This is a genomic window from Haliea sp., assembly GCF_040221975.1.
In the GTDB taxonomy this organism is placed as follows: domain Bacteria; phylum Pseudomonadota; class Gammaproteobacteria; order Pseudomonadales; family Halieaceae; genus Haliea.
Map to the genome: position 1 here is coordinate 16618 of NZ_JAVJWR010000001.1, position 16298 is coordinate 32915.

At 65.0% G+C, this 16298-nt stretch carries 10 protein-coding genes; 5 read left to right on the forward strand and 5 right to left on the reverse strand.

Annotated features, from left to right (window positions below; all coding sequences use genetic code 11):
- Positions 1–6: 6 nt before the first annotated feature.
- Positions 7–1467 (forward strand): amidase, encoded by a 1461-nt coding sequence (locus RLO07_RS00055; RefSeq protein WP_462290083.1) that lies wholly within the window; start codon positions 7–9, stop codon positions 1465–1467.
- A gap of 12 nt (positions 1468–1479) precedes the next feature.
- On the opposite strand, the gene RLO07_RS00060 is transcribed toward RLO07_RS00055, so the two are convergent.
- The 5 genes from RLO07_RS00060 to RLO07_RS00080 all read right to left on the reverse strand — a co-directional run bounded on the left by RLO07_RS00060 (position 1480) and on the right by RLO07_RS00080 (position 10497).
- A complete protein-coding gene (locus RLO07_RS00060) occupies positions 1480–4374 on the reverse strand; it encodes a diguanylate cyclase domain-containing protein (RefSeq protein WP_462290084.1) in 2895 nt (964 codons plus the stop codon).
- Positions 4375–4429: 55 nt separating this feature from the next.
- Positions 4430–6205 carry an arylsulfatase gene (locus RLO07_RS00065; RefSeq protein ID WP_462290085.1) on the reverse strand — a complete coding sequence of 592 codons (1776 nt, stop codon included), beginning with the start codon at positions 6203–6205 and terminating at the stop codon, positions 4430–4432.
- Positions 6206–6222: 17 nt separating this feature from the next.
- Positions 6223–8379: a PQQ-dependent dehydrogenase, methanol/ethanol family gene (locus RLO07_RS00070; protein ID WP_462290086.1), complete on the reverse strand. Its 2157-nt coding sequence runs from the start codon at positions 8377–8379 to the stop codon at positions 6223–6225.
- Positions 8380–8456: 77 nt separating this feature from the next.
- Entirely contained in the window at positions 8457–10067 is a 1611-nt protein-coding gene (locus RLO07_RS00075; protein ID WP_462290087.1) for a Na/Pi cotransporter family protein, read from the reverse strand.
- Between the two features lies 1 nt (position 10068).
- Positions 10069–10497 carry an acyl-CoA thioesterase gene (locus RLO07_RS00080; protein WP_462290088.1) on the reverse strand — a complete coding sequence of 143 codons (429 nt, stop codon included), beginning with the start codon at positions 10495–10497 and terminating at the stop codon, positions 10069–10071.
- A 153-nt stretch (positions 10498–10650) separates the two neighbouring features.
- On the opposite strand from RLO07_RS00080, the gene RLO07_RS00085 reads away from it, so the two are divergent.
- The 4 genes from RLO07_RS00085 to RLO07_RS00100 all read left to right on the forward strand — a co-directional run bounded on the left by RLO07_RS00085 (position 10651) and on the right by RLO07_RS00100 (position 16290).
- Entirely contained in the window at positions 10651–12786 is a 2136-nt protein-coding gene (locus RLO07_RS00085) for a putative bifunctional diguanylate cyclase/phosphodiesterase (RefSeq protein WP_462290089.1), read from the forward strand.
- A 126-nt stretch (positions 12787–12912) separates the two neighbouring features.
- On the forward strand, positions 12913–14331 hold the full coding sequence (locus RLO07_RS00090) for an aldehyde dehydrogenase family protein (RefSeq protein WP_462290090.1): 1419 nt from the start codon (positions 12913–12915) through the stop codon (positions 14329–14331).
- A 13-nt stretch (positions 14332–14344) separates the two neighbouring features.
- Entirely contained in the window at positions 14345–15505 is a 1161-nt protein-coding gene (locus RLO07_RS00095; protein ID WP_462290091.1) for an acyl-CoA dehydrogenase family protein, read from the forward strand.
- Positions 15502–16290 (forward strand): enoyl-CoA hydratase, encoded by a 789-nt coding sequence (locus RLO07_RS00100; RefSeq protein ID WP_462290092.1) that lies wholly within the window; start codon positions 15502–15504, stop codon positions 16288–16290. The genes RLO07_RS00095 and RLO07_RS00100 overlap by 4 nt, the downstream gene beginning before the upstream one ends.
- Positions 16291–16298: the final 8 nt, after the last annotated feature.

Genomic DNA, 16298 nt, shown 5'->3' on the forward strand with positions numbered 1-16298 from the left:
ATTACCATGCAGATACTCTATCGCAGCGCCTTTGAGCTGGCGCGGGACATCAAGGCCGGACACTTGTCCTCCACCGGTGTGCTGGAGTTTTTTCTCGACCGCATAGCGCGTTTCAATGGCGAACTGAACGCAGTTGTGGCCCTCGATGAGGCGCGGGCGCGGGAGCGCGCAACAGCCGCCGATGCCGCGGCCGCCCGCGGCGAGGACTGGGGACCGTTGCATGGTGTGCCGCTCACGATCAAGGACGCCTACTGTACCGCCGGCCTGGTTACCGTCGGCGGCATTCCCGATTGTCGCGACAATATCCCCGCCAGCAACGCCGCGGCCGTGCAGCGCTATATTGATGCCGGGGCCATTGTCTTCGGCAAGACCAACGTTCCATTCATGAGCGCTGATCTGCAGACCTACAACGAGGTCTATGGGGTCAGCAACAACCCGTGGAACCCCGCGCGGACCTGTGGCGGCTCTTCCGGTGGCGCGGCGGCGGCGCTTGCCGCAGGCCTGACCCCGCTGGAACTGGGTAGCGACATTGGCGGCTCCATCCGTACCCCCAGCCATTTCAACGGCGTGTTCGGCCACAAGAGCAGTTTTGGCGTCGTCTCCCAGGCCGGCCACCTGCCGCCGGGGGAGGGCATTCTGGCGGAACCGGACCTGTCCGTGGTGGGGCCGCTGGCGACCTGCGTCGATGATCTGGAGCATGCCCTGGACCTGCTGCTCGGCGCCAATGCCGGCGACGCCCCGGCCTGGCAGGTAATTCTGCCTCCGCCCAGCTTCAGGGAGACCGGTGGCCTGCGGGTTGCGGTGTGGGCGGACGACCCCTTTTGCCCGGTGGATGACGAGGTGCTGCGCTGCATCAACAGCGTGGCGGGCACCCTGCAGCACCTGGGTGCCCGGGTTGATCTGGAGGCCCGCCCGGACATCGACCCGGAGGCCAACCATCGCAATTATGTGCAGCTGTTGATGGCGGTCATGGCGGGCGCGATGCCCGACTCCGTGCGCGAGATGGCGGCGGAGGCGGTGGCCGCCGCTGACCCGGCGGACTACAGCGATGGCATGTTGCAGATGCGTGGCATCGCGCTCAGCCACAGCGCGTGGCAGCAACAGAACGAGATTCGCCTGCGGACCAGGGCCGCCTGGTCACGCTTTTTCGAGGATGTCGATGTCCTGCTGTGCCCCTGCGTGCACGTGCCGGCCTTCCCTCACGATCATGCGCCGGACATGCTCCAGCGTACTCTGCCGGTCAACGGTGTGGCGCGGCCCTACATGGATCTCCTGCGCTGGGCGGGCCTCACGCTCAATGCCTACCTGCCGGCCACGGTAGTGCCGGCGGGCCTGACCCTGGATGGCCTGCCGGTGGGAGTGCAGGTGGTGTCACGCTATCTGGGGGATCGCACTACTCTGGCGGTGGCGCGACTGCTGGAGCGCCATCATCGCGCTTTTACCGCCCCGCCCGGTTATGCCCAGTAGGGAACCGGGCGGTCAGGGCTCGCCGCTGACGCGGATGCGGTCGCGGCCATCGTCCTTGGCCCGGTACAGAGCCCGGTCGGCACTCTGGATCAGCTCGTCCGGCGTACCCTTTTCTGCCGGCCAGACGGTGGCGCAACCCAGGCTGGCGGTAATGTACGGTGACACTGGACTGTCCGGGTGGGGAATCTTCAGGTTTCGGAGCAGACGCTGGACACGCTCAGCGACGCCCGCCACCGCGTGGGCATCTGCGCCCGGCAGCAGGGCGAGGAATTCCTCGCCGCCGTAGCGGGCAATCACATCCTCATCCCGCAAGACGCCGGATTGCAGCGCATCGGCTACCTGGCGCAGGCATTCATCGCCGGCGACGTGGCCGACGCTGTCGTTGTACTGCTTGAAGCAGTCGATATCGAGCATGATGATGCTGATTGGGGCGTGCTGTTGGGCGCACTGCTGCCAGGCGCTGTCGAGCATCTCGTCGAGGAAGCGGCGGTTGGCGACGCCGGTCAGGCTGTCGGTGCGGGATATTTCCTCCACTTTCGACAGCGCAATCTGCAGTTCCCGTGTGCGCCGGTCCACCAGCCGCTCCAGCCGTCGCTGTCGGCGCAGGGCCTGGCGGCTGGCAAATACGTACAATGCAGCGGCCAGTAATACGATGGTCAGCGCTGCCAGGATCCGGAACCACCAGGTCTGGTACCAGAAGGGGGCGCGGACAATGGTCAGGGTGGCCTCTTCTCCGGTCGCCGGGCCCTGGCTGGCGCTGCTGTCAGTCGCAGCAATGCGCAGGGTCCTGGTTCCCGCCGAGAGGCCGGTGAAGTAGGCGGTGCGGCGGCTGCCCACCTGATGCCAGTCGCGGTCGAAACCTTCCAGCAAATAGCGAAACTGCAGTGTGTGTGGATTGCCCAGTCGCGGCACGGTGTAGTCGACTTCCATCGAGCCGGCATCGGGCGGCAGATACAGCGGGTCGGTCAATGTTACCGGCTCGCCGTTGATCCGGACCTCTTCAATCACCGGCCGCAGGGGTGCACCGCGCTGTTCGAAGGCATCGGGTACCACGGCCACCAGGCCGCGGTTGGAGGCAAACCAGAGTCGGCCGTCGCGGGCACGCCAGCCGGCGGGCTGGAATCCCCCCAGGAACTGGGCTGAACGCAGGCCATCGGCTTCGGTATAGAACTCCGCGTTGAAGCGGCTTGCCGTGCCCCGGGCGACAGCGTTCAGTTCGGCCCGGGCAACACTGACCAGGCCATCGGCGCCACTCATCCAGAGCCTGCCCGCATCGTCTTCCAGTATTGCCAGCACCGATAGCTGTGGCAGCCCGTGTTCGGTGGAAAACTGGAACAGGCGGTCGCCCTCCAGGCGTGCCAGGCCCGATTCCCGACTGCCGATCCAGACCACGCCATCGGCGTCGACATAGGTGGTGCTGACCAGATTGCTGCCCAGTCCCGCAGACTCGTCCCACACGGTGATGCTGTCGTCCTGCAGCTGCATCAGGCCGCTGTTGCTGGTCAGCCACAGGCGTCCGAGGTGGTCTTCGGTGATTTCCCGGAGTACGGTCTCCACCGGCAAGCCCTGGTGCAGGTGCAGGTCGCCGGTTACTTCATCAAGAATGCCCATGCCGCCGTCGGTAACCACCCAGAGCCGCCCCTGCCGGTCCCGCTGCAATCCCATGATGTGGTTGTTCGGGAGCCCGTTTTGTACCGTGAAGTGGCTGATGCTGCCGTCGCTGCCAATCCGGTTCAGGCCGCCGCCAAAGGTGCCGGCCCAGACTGTACCGTCGTCTTCCGCCAGCAGTGCCGAGACGTTGCTGTTTGAGAGTCCCTGTTCCATATCGAAGCGTGTCACCGTGCCGTCGGTTGCCAGCCGGAACAGGCCGCTGCCTTCCGAGCCTGCCCAGATGGCATCGTCCACCGGACTCTGGGTGACGACGAATATTGCCTCGGCCAGGCCCTCTGGCTGGCCGTACTGGAGGAAGTCGCTATCGCGCAGGCGATAGACACCGTGCATGGTAGAGGCCCAGAGGTTGCCTTCGCTGTCCTCGAGCAGTTCGAAGACATAACCCGGCCGCTCGGTGGTCAGGGTGAATTGCTCCAGTGCGCCTTCGGCGTCGAGTCGCCACAGCCCCTGGCCATAGGTGCCCAGCCAGAGGCTGCCGTCACTGTCGCGCACGGCGGCGTGTAGCGGCAGGTCCTGCTGCAGGGAACTGCTTTCATGCAGCACCGGGCCCTGTTCCGTCAGCCGGTAGCTGGTGCCGGTGATGGTGGTGGCAATGAGCCCGAATTCCCGGTCTGCGAACAGCAGGTGAACCTGGGTGGAGTCCAGGCCGCTGCCTTCACTGAAGTTGTGGAAGGTTGCGCCATCAAAGCGGCTGAGGCCGTTGGTGAGGGTGGCAATCCAGACCATGCCGCGGCCATCTTCGTGGATGCGGAAGGTGCGGTTGTCCGTGAGCCCGTCCGTCTTGTTCCAGCTCTGCAACTCACCGTCCCGCAGGCGCGAGATGCCGACGCCGGTGGCGAACCAGATGCTGCCGCCGGGGCCTATGTGGACATCGTGGACGATGTCATCCGCGAGGCCGTCGGCGGTGGTCAGGGCACTGAATTCGCCGTTGGCATAGTGCAGTACACCGCCGCCGTAGGTGGCCAACCACAGGCTGCCGTCCGCCGCGACTTCGATATCGCGTACATCGTTGGAGCTGAAGGCGGCTTGGTTCTGCTTGTTGAAGACGGTGAAACGCACACCGTCGAAACGTGCCAGGCCATTTTTTGTACCCAGCCAGAGGTAACCCTCTGGCCCCTGGCGGGCTATCCAGACAGTATCCGACGGCAGCCCGTGTTCGCGCCCGAAGCGGTCGTACAGGTACTGGCTGGGCAAACGGTCGGGATTAAGCCCCGATACCGGCGCCGCCGCGGCCATCGCCAGCAGCAGCCAGGTGGCCCGGAACAGGGTTTGGAGACGCAGTTGTTTCAGTTCATGTCCGCCGTGTTTTGATGCTCTTGAGAATACGCCAGAGGATAACCGACAACAACAGCAGGACTGTGATGCAGCCCAGCAAAAAAAGCCAATAGTTGGCTGCCATCACGCGCAGGGAGTTTGCCTGCAGCTGCTGCAGCGATTCATAGCCCGGCGGCATGTCCAGGACGCCAACCCGGCGCGCATAGTCGGCATATTCCTGCTGCATCTGTGCCAGCAGCGCGGGCTCGGCCCGGGCCAGGTCGCGAGTCTCGCCCGGGTCCGTCGCCAGGTGGTAGAGCTTCCACTCGCCGTCGCCCCAGGGCGCCAGGTTGCGCACCAGTTTGTAATCGCCCCGGAACAGGGCAGCGTTGCCGGCGGTCTCTATGCCAACGGCGGCGTCAGGCGGGTAGACCCGCCCTGTTTCCCCGCGCAGGAGAGGCAGCAGGCTGCGCCCGGTCATGACTTCCGCCACCGGCTGCTGCACCAGTTCCAGCAGGGTCGGGGCAATATCGGCCGCGACGCTGAAGGCCGGTTGCAGGCTGTTGGGAACAATGCCCGGCCCCGAGATGATGAGCGGCACCCGCAGGCCGCCCTGGCCGCTGTAGAATTTGAACAGGTCGCTGGGACTGGCGGCGGCGCTGGCCCAGGCCGGGCCGATAAAGCCGTAGCTGCCCGCCTCGCCCAGGGTGTCGATAGACGTCGCGTCGTAACCGACCAACTGCAGCCACAGGCGCATCAGCGCGGAGTCGGCAGGATCGGCTGCCTCCGGGCCGTTGTCCGAGGTGACGACAAACAGGGTGTTGTCGTACAGGTCCCGCTCCCGCAGGTAGGCGATGAGGCGGCCGATATGGTGGTCCATGGCCTCGATCATGCCGGCGTTGACCTCCATCCGGCGGCTGAACAGCTGACGCTCCGTCGCGTCCAGCCCGTCCCAGTCCGCCAGCGCCGGATGCATGGCTGCCAGGGGGGCATCAGGGGGTACCAGGCCGCGATCCCGGGCACGCTGCCAGCGCGCAGTGCGCAGTGCCTGCCAGCCGTCGTCGTAGACGCCGCGGTAGTTGTCGCTGAATTCGCGCGGGGCCTGCACCGGGATGTGCACCGCCTGGAAGGCGAGGTAGGCCAGGAAAGGCTGCTGCGCCGGTTGCAGGTCCTCGATGTACTCCAGCATTTGGTCGACGATAAAGGCCGACGAGTAGAAATCTTCCGGCAGGGTTGCAGGCTCGCCGTCCTCGAACCAGGGCGCGGTCCTGTAGAACGGCAGGTAGGGACGCTGCTCCCAGTTGTCGGCACCGGAGGCATCGAGCACAAAGGAGCGTTCGAAGCCGTGATGATTGGGAAGCTGCCCGGGGCCGTGGCCCAGGTGCCACTTGCCGGTCATCAGGGTGCGATAGCCCAGCGGCTGCAGGCGCGCGGCAATGGTTTCGACCCCGGGCTCCAGGTACATGCTGTAGCCGGGTTGGCCGCGGTGCTCCGGTGGCAGTACTTCGGGAATGGTGGCGACGCCAGTGAGGTGGTTGTCCATGCCGGTTAGCAGCATGGCCCGGGAGGGTGCGCACATGGGTGTGGTATGGAAGTTGGCGAACAGCACTCCCTGCTCGGCGAGGGCGTCAATATTGGGCGTGTGCGCCTCGCCGCCATAGGCGCTGAAGTCCATCAGCGCGACGTCGTCCGCCAGGATCAAGACGATGTTGGGGCGGGCAGGCTCCGCCACCGCAAGCAGGCTGGCGAGCATGCCGGCGCAGAGCAGAAATGCACTGCGCACAGGGTGCATGCGTACCACGGGTATCAACATGGCCGATCCTTGTGGCTTCAGTCGCCCCCGGCCTGGAGGCGTACCAGCCATGCTGCCACGCGCGCGGAGATATCGGTAGCGTAATCTTTCATCGCTCCCAGCCAGCCCTGCTCCTGGCGCAGGGCGTAATCCTCGTGGGCCCGGGCAATGACGTAGGCGTGAATCTGCTCCACCTGGGCCGCATCCAGTACATCGTCAAAGCGCGGCATCCCCGCCTGCTCCATCAGACCCTCCAGGACCACGGCGGCGAAGTTCTCGTGCCAGACCGGGGCCAGGTAGCGCAGATCCGGGATGGAACCGTCGCCATAGACATCGGCGCCGTGGCAACGGGCGCAGTAGCGGTTGAATGCGGCGCGCCCCTCGGCCAGGTCCTCTGCCGTCGCCTCGGGCATGGGCGGCGGTGCCGGGCGCTCCGGTACGGGTGTCGCGGGCAGCGTGGCAGTGCCTCCCAGCTTGAACGCCACGATGCGGTTGTTGGGATTGTCGGTGGGAAAGGACCGGCCCGTGTTCATGGTCAGCGCGCCGCCGCGGCCCACAGCGACTGCCACGTACTGCTCGCCATTGACCCGGTAGCTCACCGGTCCCGCCATCACACTGTTGAGCGCCTCGTAGGTCCACAGCAGCTCGCCGTTGTCCGCCTGTACCGCGATAAAGCGCCCATCCGAAGTGCCCTGGAACACCAGGTTGCCGCCGGTGGCGAGGATGCCGCCGTTGTGAATGTTCGGGTGCGGCAGTTTCCAGGCCGTCTTCTGGCGCACCGGGTCCCAGGCCAGCAGATGGGCCTTGGGCAGGTGCCGGAGCATGGCCTGGGTGAAGCGCTGGGAGTAGCGCTCATGATTGAATTCATAGCCCGTGTTGTAGTGGCGTTTCAGATGCTGGTAATCAACCGGCGCGACTTCGTCGAACAGCATGCCCATGTCCAGCTCGGGGATGTAGAGCAGGCCGGTATCGGGGCTGTAGGCCATGGGATGCCAGTTGTGTCCTCCCATGGCGGAGGGGAAGACCATGGCTGCTTCGCCGTCATAGTCCTGCCCCGGGTTTTCCCGCGGCCGGCCGCTGTCCATGTCGTAGCCGCTGGACCAGGTGACTGTCGTGTAAGGCTCCGCCGACAGCAGCTTGCCGGTGGCGCGATCGACGATGTAGACGAAGCCGGCCTTGGGCGCGTGCAGGATGACCTTGCGCGGTTCTCCCTGCCAGGGGATCTCGGCCAGGGTCATCTGCTGGCTGGCGGTGTAGTCCCAGGTCTCCCCCGGCACCTGCTGGTAGTGCCACAGGTACTCGCCAGTATCGGGATCGACGGCGACGATGGAGGTGAGGAACAGGTTGTCACCGCCGCCGGGGCTGCGGATTCTGCGATTGTGGGGTGCGCCGTTGCCCACGCCCAGGTAGAGCTGGTTGAACTCGGGGTCGTAGACGATGCTGTCCCAGACCGTACCGCCGCCGCCATGGCGCCACCACTCGCCACTCCAGGTCGCCGCGGCTCGTTCCATGGCCTCGTTTTCGAAGCCGTCGGCGGGGTTGCCGGGGACGGTGTAGAAGCGCCAGACGAACTCGCCGGTGGCGGCGTCGTAGGCACTGACATAGCCGCGGGTGCCGAACTCGGCGCCACTGTTGCCGATGAATACCTTGCCCCGCGCCACCCGCGGCGCACCGGTAATGGCATAGGGCTGGGCGGGGTCGGTGGTCTGGACCGACCAGCGCAGCTGCCCGGTGGCGCGGTCGATGGCGATCAGGCGGCCATCGAGCGCGCCCATGAACAGCAGGTCGCCCCAGGCCGCGAGGCCGCGGTTGATGGCACCGCAACAGGCAGTGATGCTCTTGCTGCGGGGCACCTGCGGGTCGAACTTCCACAGCAGTTCGCCAGTGGCGGCATCCAGCGCCCAGGCGGTGTTCCAGGCGCCGGTGAAGTACAGCACGCCGTCGATGACCAGCGGTGTGGTCTGCAGCCCGAGGCGGGTGTCGGTTTCGAAGTGCCAGGCCAGCCCCAGCTCGCTGACATTGTCGGTATTGATGTCCGCCAGCGGCGAGTAGCGTTGTTCGCTGTAGTCGCGGCCGTGGCTGAGCCAGTTGTCGGCATCGTCAGCGGCCGCCAGCAGGCGCTCGTCGGTAACCGTGGTGGCGCCGGCGGGCAGGCTCAGCAGGCAGGTGAGAGTGAGTAGCAGCAGTGGGCGCATGGCAGATCCGTTCTGGTATGTGGCCCTATTTTCCCGGTACAGAGCCTCCAGCGGCGACACTTTGACCGCGATTGCCCCTATCCGACTGCGGCTGGCGCAAATACTTGTACTTCCGGCTCGGGCTCCGGGTAAATGACCTCGGCGATATGCAGGATGCGTTTGGCGCTGTCCTCGAACAGGCCGACAATATGCAGCAGGCGGGTGGCGTCCGGTGCGGTCACCAGGCCGCTGCCAATCTGCTCCAGCAGCTCGGCGCGACGTTGCCGCCGCAGGCGCTTGATGTCCTGCAGGCGTACAACCCGGTGCTCGAGATCCAGCTGCTTGAGTTCGCCGCTGCGCATGATGCCGAGAAAGGACTCCCGCAGTGCCGGGGTGAGCGCCGCGTTGATGTCCGCTTGTGGCACGTCCGCCAGCTCCAGCATGATGTCCCGCAACTGGACACATTCCTCTCGCGCCCAGTACAGGTTGAGAAAGGTTTCCGAGAGGCCGTTGCCGAGGTTCTGGGCGCCGATGCGGTTGCCGTAGTCGGCGATGGCGGCGAGCAGCACACCGGTGCGAATGCTTTCCTCGGGAGCGGGTTCCTTGTCGGGGTCGATGATCTGGCGGCCGCGAGCCAGCAGTTGCTTGAAGACCCGCTTGATTTCGGAATGCATGGCGCTGACACCCATCGCAGGCAGCGCCAGCACGGTATCGTCAAGGTAGCGCAGCTTTTCCGAGCTCAGCTCCGGCTGCTTGATCCAGCGCTCCACATGCCGCAACAGCCAGTCTGCCAGCAGCCACATCAGCAGCAGGCCCAGCAGGTTGAACAGGGTGTGGAACAAGGCCAGGCCGGTGCTGATGTTGGTGCGCCCGGCGGCGCCACCGGCGAGTTGCTCGGAGACCCACCACAGCGGCACCAGCAGGATCAGTGCGATCACCGCGGTCAGCACCTTCTCGACCACGTGGACCAGGGCCAGGCGGCGGGCGTTGGCGGTGGCGCCTATGCTCGCCAGCAAACTGGTGGCGGTGGTGCCGATATTGGCGCCGATCACCAGGGAGGCGCCGAGCAGCGGGGTCAACACCCCGGTGACCGAGGCGGTGAGGATGATGGCGAGTGCCGCGGACGAGGACTGGATCAGGGCTGTCAGCAGGGCTCCGAACAGCACCCCCAGGATGATGCCGGTGGCGCCGGCGGTGCCCAGTTGGTCGATCGGAATCCAGTCGGCCACGTCAATGAAGGCATCCCGCAGCATGCCCAGGCCCAGGAACAGCAGGCCGAAGCCGGCGAGGGCGACACCGACGTGGGCACTGCGACCCTTGCTGAAAAAGAGCTTCAGCAGCATGCCGATGCCGATCAGCGGCAGGGCGATGAGCTCCACCTTGATGCGCAGGCCGACCAGGGCCACGATCCAGGCGGTCATGGTGGTGCCCACATTGCTGCCGAAGACGACCCAGGCGGCCTGCTTCAGGCGCAGCATGCCGGCGTTGGTGAAGCCCAGGGTGGCGACGATGACGGCGCTGGAGGACTGTACCAGCGCGGTAATGCCGAAGCCGGCCATGGCGGCTCGCAGCCGGGTCTGGGTGGAGCGCTCCAGGAATCCCTGCAGGGAGTTGCCCGCCGCTGCCTTGAGGCCGTCAGTCATCATGCCCATGCCCAGCAGCAACAGGCCGAGGCCGCCCAGGGACATGGTGAGCGTCAGCCAGGCCATGTCAGGCCTGCACCTGCGCCCGGAAGGCGGCCGGCACCGGTACTACCCGGTGTTGCTGGTAGTCAAAGAACAGCAGGGTGGTGGCGACCCGGGCAACCTCGACGCCGCTGGCGTCCTTGCTGATGCGGTAGACAAACTGGAAGCTCTTGTTCTCGATCTCACTGACGCCCAGTTCTACCTTGAGGCGGTCGCCGTAGTCCGCCTCCGCCAGATAGGCGGTTTCGGCGTGCGCCATGATCAGTCCCGCCTCTTCGAAGACAATCGCTTCGCTGTGCCCGAGCTGGCGGATGAAGCGCAGCTGGGCCTCCATGGCGATGGAGAGCAGCCGCTCGGCACCGAGGTGGTTGGCGCTATTCACATCGGTGTAGAGCACATCGTAGTGGGTAGTGAAGATAAACCGTTCGGGCAGTGCCAGGGTCTTGCGGGGCATGGCGAGGTCCGTTGTGCGGGGCTGCGGGGAATTGCCTTTATTCTAGTGCAAGCCTGCGCTGGTTGACAGGCGCCATGACGCCCCGCACACTCCCGGTATCTGCCACTGTGTGTCTGCGACGGGGCCTTGGCCGCTATCACCCATTCCTTGTTCATGCCAGGTAACCCGGCCACGCCCGATGAGCAGGTGGAGCCGGGCTATGTCATGCTGGCGGTCGATGATGATCCGGGCAGCCTGCTGCTGGCGGAGACTTTTTTTGCCTCCGAGGGTTACACCGTCGCCACCGCTTTGAGCGGCGCGGACGCGCTGGCCAGGATTGATGAGATTGCGCCGGACATCATCCTCCTGGATATCATCATGCCGGGCATGGACGGTTTCCAGGTGTGCCGCGAGATCCGCCGCCGGCCCCGATTCAAGAATACCCCCGTCATTGTCCTCACGTCGCTGAACGAGACCGATGCCGAAGAGCGTGCCTTTGCCATCGGTGCCTGGGACTTCGTGTCCAAGCCGGTGAACTGGTCGGCCCTGGCCTATCGCGCCCGGTTCGCGCTGCGCGCCGCCGGTGTCGTCGCCATTCAGCGTTCGGCGGATCGCTTTGCCCGCGTCATCAACCAGTCTCCGGACGAGATCCTGGTATTCGCTGCCGACACCCACGCGTTGCTGGACGAGAACATCAGCGCCCTGCGCAATCTCGGCTATGGCAAGGCGGAGCTGCAGGGCAGGAACTTCGCCGAGCTGCTGCACAATGGCTCCGCAAGCGGGCTCGATGCCATGCTGGACCAGGTGCGTCTGCACCAGCAGGAAAAGTTTTCCCTGCAGATGCGGCGCAAGGATGGGTCCGTCTATCCCACCGAAGGCACGCTGCTGTATTCGGAAGACGATGATCCCAGTGTCTTCATCGCCATTCTCCAGGACATCAGCGAGCGCCAGCGCATTCAGCAGGAGCTGCACCGTCTGGCGCATTACGATCAAATGACTGGCCTCGGCAACCGCCGTCTGCTGGAGCAGCAGGCGGTGAAGCTGCTGGCCCGGGCAGCCCGGCAGGGCAATCGCTGTGCGGTATGCATGCTGGATCTCGACGGTATCCGCCATATCAACGACACCCTGGGCCCGGCGGTCGGGGACAGCCTGATCCGGCAAGTGTCCTCGCGGCTTGCGGCCGCGGTGCGCCCCTGTGACCTGGTTGTCAGGGACGAAAGCCTGGGGCTCGAGAACCTGGGGATGCAGCTGGCGCGGTTCGGCGGCGACGAATTCGTGGTCGTGCTCAGCGACTTCAGCGACACGCTGGATGCTGCCCGGGTGGCGGACCGCATCCTTGGCACCATAGCCGAGCCCTGTGAGCTGCCGCAGGACGCACGGTTGAGCCTGACCGCCTCCATGGGGATATCCGTATATCCCGATGACGGCGACAACTTCGATGTGCTGGTGCAGCGCGCGCACATGGCGATGTTCGATGCCAAGCAATCCGGCAGGAATCGCTATGCGTTCTACACCGAGGAGCACAATCGCAAGGTGTTCTCCAGGTTGCAACTGGAGTCGGAGCTGCGGGCGGCGCTGCAGAACAATGAGTTCGAGTTGCATTTCCAGCCCCTGGTGGACAGCGCTTTGCAGCGGGTGGTCGGCGCGGAGTGCCTGCTGCGCTGGCGCCATCCCGATGGTCTCCGCTATCCCGACGGGTTCATTCCCCTGGCGGAGGAAACCGGCCTGATCCTGCCGCTGGGAGAATGGGTGCTTGAGGCAGCGGTCAGCCAGCTGTCGGCGTGGGCGGATCGGTTGCCGGAACCCTTCGATCTTTCCATCAACGTATCTGCGCTGCAGGTGCGGGACACGGCATTCCTCGATCACACCCGCCAGCTGCTGGAGGCGAACCCGGATGCCGCCAGGCATCTGGTGTTCGAACTGACCGAAAGCAGTCTGATAGAAGACATGGAAAGCACGGCCCGCTGGTTGCGGGACCTGCGCGCCCTCGGGGTACGTATCGCCATTGACGATTTCGGCACCGGCTACTCGGGACTCCACTATTTGGTGCGCTTGCCGGTGCAGACCCTGAAGATTGACCGCATGTTTGTCGCCGGGATAGACCGGGACGCAGAGCAGGCCGCCGTGGTCTCCGCCATATTCCAGATGGCGCGCGCTCTGCGCATGGAGATCGTGGTCGAGGGTGTGGAGACCCTTGAACAGCTGCAGATCGTCGCTGCCATGGGGGCCTGCGATGTCCAGGGCTGGCTGATCAGCAAGGCGCTGCCGGTGGATAAATTCGACGCATTTCTCGAGCGATTCCCGGCTTAAACGGTCAATAACGCCGCAAGATAGTCCATATCAACCGCAATTTAGTCCCTTTGCCCTTGGCCCCGCCGCCAGTATCCTTGTCGGCTAACGTAATAATTCCGTCTACAGTCAGCAGGAGTGTGAGCCATGGCCAAGGCCGAGACAATTCAGGAAGGCAACGAAGTGCAGCATGAAATTGCTGCGATGGTGCAGCGCGCCCGGGCGGCGCAGGCAGCGATCGAGCACTACACCCAGGAACAGGTCGACGAATTGATCACCGCCATGGTGTGGTCGGTGGCGCGCGAAGACGTCTCCGAGAAGATCGCTCACCATACAGTCGAGGAAACCCAGCTCGGCAACTACGACGGCAAGTTTCTGAAGATCCATCGCAAGACCCGCGCCACGCTGATGGACATCATCAACGACAAGTCGGTGGGTGTGATCGAGGAGGATCCGGTCCGCAATATCATCAAGATCGCCAAGCCGGTCGGTGTGATCGGTGCCCTGTCGCCCTCCACCAACCCGGAAGCAACACCGGTCATCAAGGCCATCTCCGCGGTCAAGGGACGCAACGCCATCATCATCGCGCCACATCCCCGCGCCAAGCTGACCAACAAGATGATCTGCGATTACATGCGCGAGGCCATTGTCGCCATGGGCGCGCCGGCGGATCTGGTGCAGAGCATCGACGTGCCTTCCCTGGACAAGACCAACGAACTGATGCGCCAGTGCGATCGCATCCTTGCAACCGGGGGCGAGGCGATGGTCAGCGCCGCCTATTCCTCCGGCACCCCGGCCCTGGGCGTGGGTGTGGGCAACGCCGTGATCACGGTCGACGACACCGCGGACCTGGACGACGCGGCGGAGAAAATCCGCATCTCCAAGACCCTCGACCTGGCGGCATCCTGCTCCTCGGACAACGCGGTGCTGGTGTTTGAATCGATTTACGATGAGTTCCTGGAGCGGCTGAAGCACGAGGGCGGCTACATCATCGATGGCGAAGACAAGCAGAAGCTGCAGAGCGTGATCTGGGTGGACGGGCACCTCAACCCCAATATCGTCGCCCAGCACGCCACCACCATCGCCGGTCGCGCCGGTATCGACCTGCCGGAAGGCAAGCAGTTCCTGATCGTGCCGGAAACGGGCACCGGCCCGGACCATCCCTTCTCCGGCGAGAAACTGACCGTGACCATGGCCCTGTACAAGGTCAAGGATATCGACGAGGCCATCGAGCTGACCAACCGCATCCAGGCCTATCAGGGCCAGGGTCACAGCTGCGGCATCTACTCCAGCAGCGACGACAACATCCTCAAGCTGGCCCTGGCCACACGCACTTCGCGGGTGATGGTGAACCAGCCCCAGGCCGCCTCCAACAGCGGCAACCTGTGGAACGGCATGCGCCAGACCTTCTCCCTGGGCTGCGGTTCCTGGGGTGGCAACAGCATCAACCACAACATTACCTGGCGCGACCTGATCAACGAGACCTGGGTGTCGAAGCCGCTGGCCCAGACCAAGGTCATCCCCAGCGACGAGGAACTGTTCGGCAAAGTCATGAACCGTTTCTGAGGGGGCCGACGTCATGGATTTTTCGGTTTCCGAAGAGCAACAGGCCTTCATCGACAGCGCGCGGGCCTTTTCCGACGCTGTGCTGGCGCCGAACGCGGCACAGTGGGATGAGGAGTCCTTTTTCCCCAAGGACGCGCTGCGTCAGGCGGGTGAGCTCGGCTTCATGGGCATGTACACTCCCGAGCGCGCCGGCGGCCTCGGGCTGGGCCGGCTCGATGCCAGCCTGATCGTGGAGGAACTGGCGCGCGGCTGCACCACCACCGCCGCTTTCCTGACCATCCACAACATGGCCACCAGCATGATTGGCACCTACTGCAGTGATTCGGTCATCGACGACTGGTGCCCGGCGCTGGTCAGTGGCGAAAAACTGGCCTCCTACTGCCTCACCGAGCCCGGCGCCGGGTCCGACGCCGCCTCGCTGCGCAGCACGGCGAAGCGCGACGGCGACGACTACGTGATCAACGGCAGCAAGGTATTCATATCCGGCGCCGGCGACACCGACGTACTGGTGGTGATGCTGCGCACCAGCGACAACGGTGCCCGCGGCATCACCGCGCTGCTGGTGCCCGCGGACGCCGACGGCATCAGCTACGGCAAGAAAGAGGCCAAGATGGGCTGGAACGCGCAGCCTACCCGCATGGTTACCTTCGACAACGTGCGGGTGCCGGTGGGGTATCGCCTGGGCGAGGAAGGGCAGGGTTTCGCCATCGCCATGATGGGGCTGGACGGGGGCCGCATCAATATCGCCACTTGCAGCGTCGGTACCGCCCAGCAGGCGCTGCAGGAGGCCGCCGCCTATGTCCAGGAGCGGCGCCAGTTCGACACCGCCATCGCTGATTTCCAGCACACCCAGTTCAAGCTCGCGGACATGCTCACGGAACTGGTTGCGGCGCGGCAGATGGTGCGCCTCGCCGCCAGCAAGCTGGACCACAGGGATCCGCAGGCATCCACCTACTGTGCCATGGCCAAGCGCTTTGCCACCGACGTGGGTTTCAATGTCTGCAACGATGCCCTGCAACTGTTCGGCGGCTACGGCTACATCCGCGAGTATCCCATGGAGCGTCACGTGCGCGACACCCGGGTCCACCAGATACTGGAAGGCACCAACGAAATCATGCGGGTCATCGTGGCCCGGAAAATGCTAATGGACGGCGCACTGGAGGTCATCAAATGAACCTGAGTACATCCGACAAACTCAAGGTCGAGGTCCGCGGCCACACCGCCCTGGTCACCATCGACAACCCGGCGGCCAATACCTGGGACACCGAGAGCCTGCCCGCCCTGCGCGACCTGATCAACAAACTCAATCGGGAAGACGCGATTTTCGCCCTGGTGCTGACCGGCGCTGGTGACAAGTTCTTCTCTGCGGGTGCGGACCTGAAGCTGTTTGCCGATGGCGACCCCGGTACTGCCCGCACCATGGCGGAGTATTTTGGCGAGGCCTTCGAGACCCTGGCGGACTTCCGCGGCGTCTCCATTGCCGCGGTCAATGGCTTCGCCATGGGCGGTGGCCTGGAAGTGGCGATGGCCTGCGATATCCGCATTGCCGAAGAGCATGCGCAAATGGCGCTGCCGGAAGCCAAGGTCGGCCTGCTGCCCTGCGCCGGCGGCACCCAGCGCCTGGCGCGGCTGGTGGGCGAGGGCTGGGCCAAGCGCATTATCCTCTGTGGCGAGCGCGTGGATGCCGCGACTGCCCTGCGTATCGGCCTGGTGGAGGAAGTGGTGCCCGGGGGCGCCGCCCTGGACAGGGCGCTGGCCCTGGCGGAACAGGTGGGCGGCCAGAGCCCGGGCGCCGTGGCGTCCTGCAAGACGCTGATCCACAGCGGCCGGGACATCGAGATCGGCAGCGGCCTGGCGCTGGAGCGGGAGCTGTTCGTGGAGCTGTTCTCTACCGAAGATCAGCGCGAGGGTGTCAACGCCTTCCTGGAAAAGCGCAAGCCCGAGTGGAAAAACCGCTAAGGATCCAA